At 38.6% G+C, this 6,285-nt stretch carries 8 protein-coding genes; 2 read left to right on the plus strand and 6 right to left on the minus strand.

Features of this window, described 5'->3' with window-relative positions; genetic code table 11:
• The first annotated feature begins 167 nt into the window (after positions 1-167).
• Positions 168-845, plus strand: coding sequence for a prolyl oligopeptidase family serine peptidase (locus tag H4K35_RS14935; protein WP_182628726.1), 678 nt, complete (start codon positions 168-170; stop codon positions 843-845).
• Positions 846-921: 76 nt separating this feature from the next.
• Here H4K35_RS14935 and H4K35_RS14940 read toward each other — a convergent pair whose 3' ends face one another.
• The 6 genes from H4K35_RS14940 to H4K35_RS14965 all read right to left on the minus strand — a co-directional run bounded on the left by H4K35_RS14940 (position 922) and on the right by H4K35_RS14965 (position 4,977).
• Positions 922-1,800: a hypothetical protein gene (locus H4K35_RS14940; RefSeq protein WP_182628727.1), complete on the minus strand. Its 879-nt coding sequence runs from the start codon at positions 1,798-1,800 to the stop codon at positions 922-924.
• Positions 1,801-1,806: 6 nt separating this feature from the next.
• Positions 1,807-2,517, minus strand: coding sequence for a hypothetical protein (locus H4K35_RS14945; RefSeq protein WP_182628734.1), 711 nt, complete (start codon positions 2,515-2,517; stop codon positions 1,807-1,809).
• 18 nt (positions 2,518-2,535) lie between these two features.
• Entirely contained in the window at positions 2,536-3,288 is a 753-nt protein-coding gene (locus H4K35_RS14950; RefSeq protein WP_182628728.1) for a hypothetical protein, read from the minus strand.
• A 204-nt stretch (positions 3,289-3,492) separates the two neighbouring features.
• Positions 3,493-3,744 (minus strand): hypothetical protein, encoded by a 252-nt coding sequence (locus tag H4K35_RS14955; protein WP_182628729.1) that lies wholly within the window; start codon positions 3,742-3,744, stop codon positions 3,493-3,495.
• Positions 3,735-4,295: a DUF4240 domain-containing protein gene (locus tag H4K35_RS14960; protein WP_182628730.1), complete on the minus strand. Its 561-nt coding sequence runs from the start codon at positions 4,293-4,295 to the stop codon at positions 3,735-3,737. The genes H4K35_RS14955 and H4K35_RS14960 overlap by 10 nt, the downstream gene beginning before the upstream one ends.
• A 1-nt stretch (position 4,296) precedes the next feature.
• The gene (locus H4K35_RS14965; protein WP_182628731.1) at positions 4,297-4,977 is read right to left on the minus strand and encodes a DUF4919 domain-containing protein; all 681 of its coding nucleotides are present in this window, start codon (positions 4,975-4,977) and stop codon (positions 4,297-4,299) included.
• 205 nt (positions 4,978-5,182) lie between these two features.
• On the opposite strand from H4K35_RS14965, the gene H4K35_RS14970 reads away from it, so the two are divergent.
• The gene (locus H4K35_RS14970) at positions 5,183-5,731 is read left to right on the plus strand and encodes a GNAT family N-acetyltransferase (RefSeq protein WP_182628732.1); all 549 of its coding nucleotides are present in this window, start codon (positions 5,183-5,185) and stop codon (positions 5,729-5,731) included.
• Positions 5,732-6,285 lie beyond the last annotated feature (554 nt).

Consider the following 6,285-nt stretch of genomic DNA (forward strand, 5'->3'; position numbering starts at 1 on the left):
AAAAGTATGTGATATTTAAACCAAATGTAGATAAAATGTAGATATAAATAGAAAATAAGATTTTATTTAAATAGTATTCACTTAAATTTTTGTTATAAGATGGAGATAAAAATTATTTATTTATATAAATAAATAAGAGAATACATCTATATTTAGTTAAAAATTATATGCGCATACTTCCGTTGTTTATTAGTTTGATTTCGTTGAGCTTATGGGCTCAACCTCAAGCAATTTTAGATCAAACGTCTTATCAGTTTTGGGTCAATGCCCCTACTGAAGTAAAAGAAAAGAATCCATTAGTTATCTTTTTACATGGAAGAAGTTTATCCGGAACCAATATTGAACGAGTTAAACGCTATGGTCCCTTGAGAGGAATTGAGAAAAAGGGACTGGAGATCCCCGCTTATTTGGTTGCTCCACAATTGCCTTCCGGACCGTGGAATCCCGATAAGGTAGATGAGATTGTTCAATATATGATTGATCATTACGCGATCGATGAGCGTCGAATTTATGTTACAGGGATGAGTTTAGGAGGTTACGGAACCATGAAATATGCAAGTAAGTACGCCAATCGCCTAGCTGCAGCTATTGCCATGTGTGGTGGTGGTGAAAATAGAGATGCCTGTAATTTGACTAATGTACCCATTAAGCTCATCCATGGAGATAAGGATTTTATAGTGCCACTAAAAGAATCAAAAAACATAATGAATGCCATTAAAAAGTGCAAGTCAGATGCACCTGTTGAATTGCAAGTCATCAAAGGGGGGAATCACGGTAGTGTAGAAGATTTGTACCGTCATAACGACTTGTATAATTGGTTGTTTCAACACACAAAAAAAGAGTAACGCAATCGTTTTCTTCTTTTAGGTAGTAACCGCTTGTGTGGAATAGGCAATCTTCTGCTGTTGAAAAATCGCAAGTTTATTTGGATCGATCGGGCTTATCTTTCAGGTTGATTTGATAGACGATGGATAAGACCGGTAATCCCCAAAGTCTCAGGCGCTGTTGTGCGAGTAGTCCAGTTGTATGCGGTCGGACGGTCAGTTTATCTTTGAAAGAGGCGATAAACTTCGCCCAATATTGGTTTTGTGCATCTTGTAGGAGGAAGTAAAAACCTGCATCTCCCCAGCTTGTACCACTAGAATTAAGGGTTAATTCTCCTTTTTGACCCACTTGAGGATTCATCAATACTGTTGCGTTGCCATTGGGTAGGGGAAATACGGCTTTTACTGCAGTAGCTCCCGAAGGCAATTGGCAGCTACCATAAACACCTGAAAAAATGATCCTATCACAAGAAGCAAGAGTTCGCAACCAAAACGTATAGCGAACTTCTTTCGTTTCGGGTGTTATCAGTTGAATGATTTCGCTGGTAAGGGGGGAATTTTTAATTTTTGTATTTGTAGGAATATACAATTGTTTCAATCGGTTGCTAAATAGCGTATTTACTAAAAAGCCAAAACCAATAAAAAGCGGATTCCAGCGTAGACTCATACTTAGGTAATACGATGAGGTTCGCTCATAAAAGTCAACAACAATAGGAGAAATCTGAGCCTCTTGACTTGGAGATAATCCCAGGGCTTTTATCGAAGGAAGTAAACCTGTATTGACGCAAGTACGTTGAACGCTTAATTGTTCTTCTTTAGCCAATCGATAAATAAATTGCTCTCCCACGTCGCCCACCTTTCCAAAAGGACCGATAAGCCAAGGGGTTGTTTGTGGATTGAGTTTCCGCCCTCCTGCCATTACCCATCGCTGGGTAAACCAATCCTGCAGTCGTTGTTTGGTAGAGACGCGTTGCATATTATTCTATTTTGGGTTGGGTTTAGGTACAAAGCGTTGTTGTCCATGCCAAGTTCCATATTCGGCAATAGGTTTAAAGCGCAAAGTGCTAAACTCAAGGTGAAAATCCTTGCGACTTTGTTCTTGCATGGCTTTTTTATGTCGCTGAGGTTGTTCTACTTTACTGTGGCCCATCACCATATCCGTCATTGTTTGTACAGAAGGCCAGATGGAAAACGTAGAAATGGTCGTCGGAAAACTAAAGGACGCCAAGGCTAAGGTAGTCGCAGGATGATCGCGAACTAGTTTTTCAGTGGGTCTACCCCAACGGATAAAACGCGGAATCTGAAAATACTTCATCCGAGCAAGTGTTATTGCTACAACGGCTTCATTCTCTAGGGCTATAGGTGTACCTTCTCTCGGTATTTGATAGTTGGAAAGAGTGCCCCATTGTCGAGCAAATTGCAGGCGAATGTGCCAACCTTTTGCCAACTTTTTTCCCATAACATCTTTGGCTAAAAAATGATTGAGTGCTTCTTCATTTTCCCATTGGGCAAAAACTGCGATTTGACGCAACAAAAATCGGGAAGGCGATAAAATTGGAGATCCTAATACCATAATATGCATAGTATCCGCGTGAATTAATCCCGGTGTTGTTGCCGCTTTAGGTGGGAAAGCCAATGTTTTTAGTGCGGAAAACAGCGGAAGTCGAGTGAGGTGATAGGAAAAGATAGACATCATGTTGTAGTATAAAGATTATTTCCACCTTTTAAGCATCCATAGCCAGTACAATCCTCCTAAAGGGAGTCCAACAGACCAGGCAGATTCTATTATTCCTTGACCGCTAAATCCTGCACCAAAAAGAAATTGGAAGGACAGCAAGTGAAAAGTTGCGTTCCCTGCAGCAGTATAGGTAAATGTAGGCACATTCAATAGAATTACAGCGAGGTATTTCAACCACTTTTTCTGTAAATTACTTCGCTTTATTTCGCGAATAATATAAATATTGAAAAGAACAACGGCTAAGGGAATCAACCCCAATAGCCAAAATAACAGTAAATCCGGTTTGTTCACCTTGATATCCAAAGCTCGAATATCTAGGACTTTATTAGTGGTATCGTCAAATAGAAGCTGAAATACGCCTAGCTCATCTCCGTTGTTGAATTCTACAAATGCTCGCGTTGCATTGGTTGGTGTACTTTCTTCAGGATTGGTCGATAGCGTCTTTTCCCATTTAACTACTTCATATTCATATGGTTTTTCGCCAAAGTGCGCGTTTAGCATCCTTTTAAACTGGGTGAATTCTACGCGTAACGTATCTGGATTTAGACGTTGTCCTTTTCCATTTTCCATCTGCATAAGCGAAAGACAAGTATCAAAATCTTCTTGTTTTAAGGCTTCAATAAAAGATTCCGTCGTGGATTCATATGTCTTGGCATTTTTGGTAAAGCTACAACTTGTGATTATGGATATGGCAAGCAGAACAATCCCGATATTGAGGTATTTCATGATTTATTTTTGGCTATAGTATATTTCAAATGTACTGCATATCATTGGGGTAAACTAATGAAATCACATCGTAAATACAGGGGGTATTCTATTTATTGGAATGTTTTTATGTCTTCTTGGTTGAACACTATGTCTAAATTAATGAGCTATTAGGTTGACTATCGTTTAGGTGTCATATTCTTTCTATTTGTAGATAACTTATTCTTATTCATATACTTTGGCTCCTTTGAATATAGTAGCAAAAGTATCCCAACTAGGTTCATCAGCATTGATCCGTTGTTGGGTGTTGTCGTAATAGCCTTGTATATCTTCCGTATAACTTGCCAAAGCATCTAAAAAGTCAGGTAAATTTTGATTTTCCCATTCTTCAGGATGGTCTATTAAATTTTGACGGAGGAGGACCAAAAAAGCAGCAAAGCTCTTTCGGTCAGTGACAGTAAGATCAGTTAGTTCCAAAAGTGTGCGTATAATTGTGGACAAAGTTTTTGCATGCTCTCGGGCTCATCGTCATTCCAATCAAATTCAAAAGAAGGATAATTGTCCTCTGTAAATTCGAAATTCTCTTCATCGATATAATCGTATAACTCTTCTCTTGTTTGATTTTCAAACGCTTCTAAGGCCACATACCAAAAGCTTTCAAAGTCGAATAAATCATCTTCTGCGCAGTCTTTTTGATCGATGAGTGAATCTGGATTTTCCTTTGCCTTTTCATAAACTTCTTTTCCTCTGGAGATCACCCAATTTCTAAAGTATTCAAATCCATCATCGGAACATCCGCCATTCATTAGGTAACCCGCACACCACATCCTTGAATCATAGGTGTCGTATAGGAGTTTGTCTGTTCTCAAGCGAAAGCCAATTAGCTCTTTTGGCGTTAATTTTTCAAGGGCTTGAATTAAAAAGGCTTCTTGTTCCTCCTGATTTTTTGTGTTTTTTAAAGAGGCTTCAACCAGACTCCAAAATTGTGCTTCATCAAGCATTTCTGCTGTTTTCTCTAACTTATTCATTTTATTTATTTTTCTTTTTGTATGCTGCTTGCTGTAATCGACTTACGTCAAAATACAACCCAGCAAGGGTATATAATTCAGGGTCTAGTTCAAAAAAATTACACTTACCATCCACTTGTTGGTTTATAGATGCTATGGAAAAAAGATCAAGCATAAAGGATTCATGTGATGTGGCAATCACGTGAAAAGCAGTTTCACATGCCAATCCATTCCCTGAGCGACTAATGATTTTAGCCAGTGATTCAACATGATTGGAAATGAGTGTTGATTTTTCTTCCTCACCAGTGAAATCATACAAATACGAGAGGAATAACAATTGTGTAAAATCAAAGGGAAATTCATCTAATGCCTCTTGGAGTAAAGCTTTGATTTGAGGAACATCGGCCCTATCGGGTATTTTACTTGCGTATGCCTTCAGTTCTTTCTCTTTTGAAAAGATTATATCAGGATTATAGGTGTCTTGTAGGGTATAACCATAATATAAATGCTCGTATTGACGAGGGGTTAGTGCTGTAGTATTCGACTTGAACTGGCGCAGGAGCCTAGGATAGTATACATCTGACGATTCATCCTGTATCGCTTTGCCGATAGCTTCGTAGTCTGGTGCTTTAAATTCTGTGATTTGTCCCCAAGTAAGAACCGAAAACAAAAAGAAGAAACAAAGAGTAATTTTCTGTATCATTTTTTGTTTAAAGATAAAAAAAAACAATTGCTCAAAGAACAAGTTTTTTGCTGTCATACTGGTGGGATGAGTTGAGAGCGACACTGCTGCTGAATAGTAGGGAGCTAGCATAGCTAAAATAGTATTGAAGGCATGAGAATCTATTTTTTTCGACGAGAGCAAGGCTTTTTTTCCTACTTTTAAGCCTATTACAAGAATGTAAACCATGTTAACTTTAGACCTACCTACATTTCCCGTATTAGAAACGGATCGATTACGCCTTAGACAAACCACTTTAGACGACGTTCAACCTATATTTTCTATGCGTTCTAGTGCAATAGTGATGCAATATATTCCCATACCCTTAGCAACAGATGTAAAAGAGGCGGAAGACTATATCCATTCTCTAGACGAGCGAATGAAAAATAACGAATGCCTGAATTGGTCGATCACCCTAAAAGAAACAGGGGAAATGATCGGCACGATGGGATTCTATCGCATGCAACTCCAACATTACCGAACCGAAGTCGGCTATATGTTGCTGCCAGCGTTTTATGGGAAAGGCTATGCTTCCGAAGCACTACAACGCTTAGTTGATTTCGGACTTAACGACCTGGGGTTTCACTCCCTAGAAGCAGTTATCTATCCTGAGAATAAAGGCTCTATTCGTGTAGTTGAAAAATGTGGTTTTGTACGAGAAGCTTATTTTAAAGATAAGGAATACCACAACGGAAAATTTGTGGATACCGCGATTTATTCGAAAGTAAATCACTGACAGAAAACCAATAGATTTTTATCGGTTTTTGTTAGGGGCTTACTCTGTATAGGGTGTTGTAACTCTGTATATATGGAATACTGTCATAGCTACCTAAGTATAATTCTTGTGTAGTAGTACTTTGAGAATTATTAATTGAATGGATCATATTGGCAGTAGATTTATAGTGACCCGATGGCGCGGCAATCTGTACGTTAGTATTGAATATATAGTAAACACCCGATCGGGCGGATTTATAATCGTGCGGTAAAAATAGTTGTTTCAATCTATAGGACAATGTCAACAAAATACAAAACAACGGATATTTGTAGTGCCTATTTAATAACCCAAATATCCGTTGGTGGTTTTCCTAGCAGAGAGGAAGGGATTACCTCCGCTGCGCTGCGGTTTTCCCTAGAAGGGTATTTTTCACAAGAAAAACCACGGCACCGCTGCGCTTTGCCTTGTTTTTTTGTATGTATAACCTCTTAGAAAAGCAGAGCTTTCCACGAGGTATATAAACACAAAAAAACCACCAACATCCGTTGGTGGTTTTCCTAGCAGAGAGGAAGGGA

The organism is Myroides sp. NP-2 (genome assembly GCF_014145665.1).
Taxonomy (GTDB): domain Bacteria; phylum Bacteroidota; class Bacteroidia; order Flavobacteriales; family Flavobacteriaceae; genus Flavobacterium.

What these genes read in the sequence shown, in the direction of transcription:
- H4K35_RS14935 (WP_182628726.1), top strand. Translation starts at nt 168, where the DNA reads ATGCGCATACTTCCGTTGTTTATTAGTTTGATTTCGTTGAGCTTATGG.
- H4K35_RS14940 (WP_182628727.1), bottom strand. Translation starts at nt 1,800, where the DNA reads ATGCAACGCGTCTCTACCAAACAACGACTGCAGGATTGGTTTACCCAG.
- H4K35_RS14945 (WP_182628734.1), bottom strand. Translation starts at nt 2,517, where the DNA reads ATGTCTATCTTTTCCTATCACCTCACTCGACTTCCGCTGTTTTCCGCA.
- H4K35_RS14950 (WP_182628728.1), bottom strand. Translation starts at nt 3,288, where the DNA reads ATGAAATACCTCAATATCGGGATTGTTCTGCTTGCCATATCCATAATC.
- H4K35_RS14960 (WP_182628730.1), bottom strand. Translation starts at nt 4,295, where the DNA reads ATGAATAAGTTAGAGAAAACAGCAGAAATGCTTGATGAAGCACAATTT.
- H4K35_RS14965 (WP_182628731.1), bottom strand. Translation starts at nt 4,977, where the DNA reads ATGATACAGAAAATTACTCTTTGTTTCTTCTTTTTGTTTTCGGTTCTT.
- H4K35_RS14970 (WP_182628732.1), top strand. Translation starts at nt 5,183, where the DNA reads ATGTTAACTTTAGACCTACCTACATTTCCCGTATTAGAAACGGATCGA.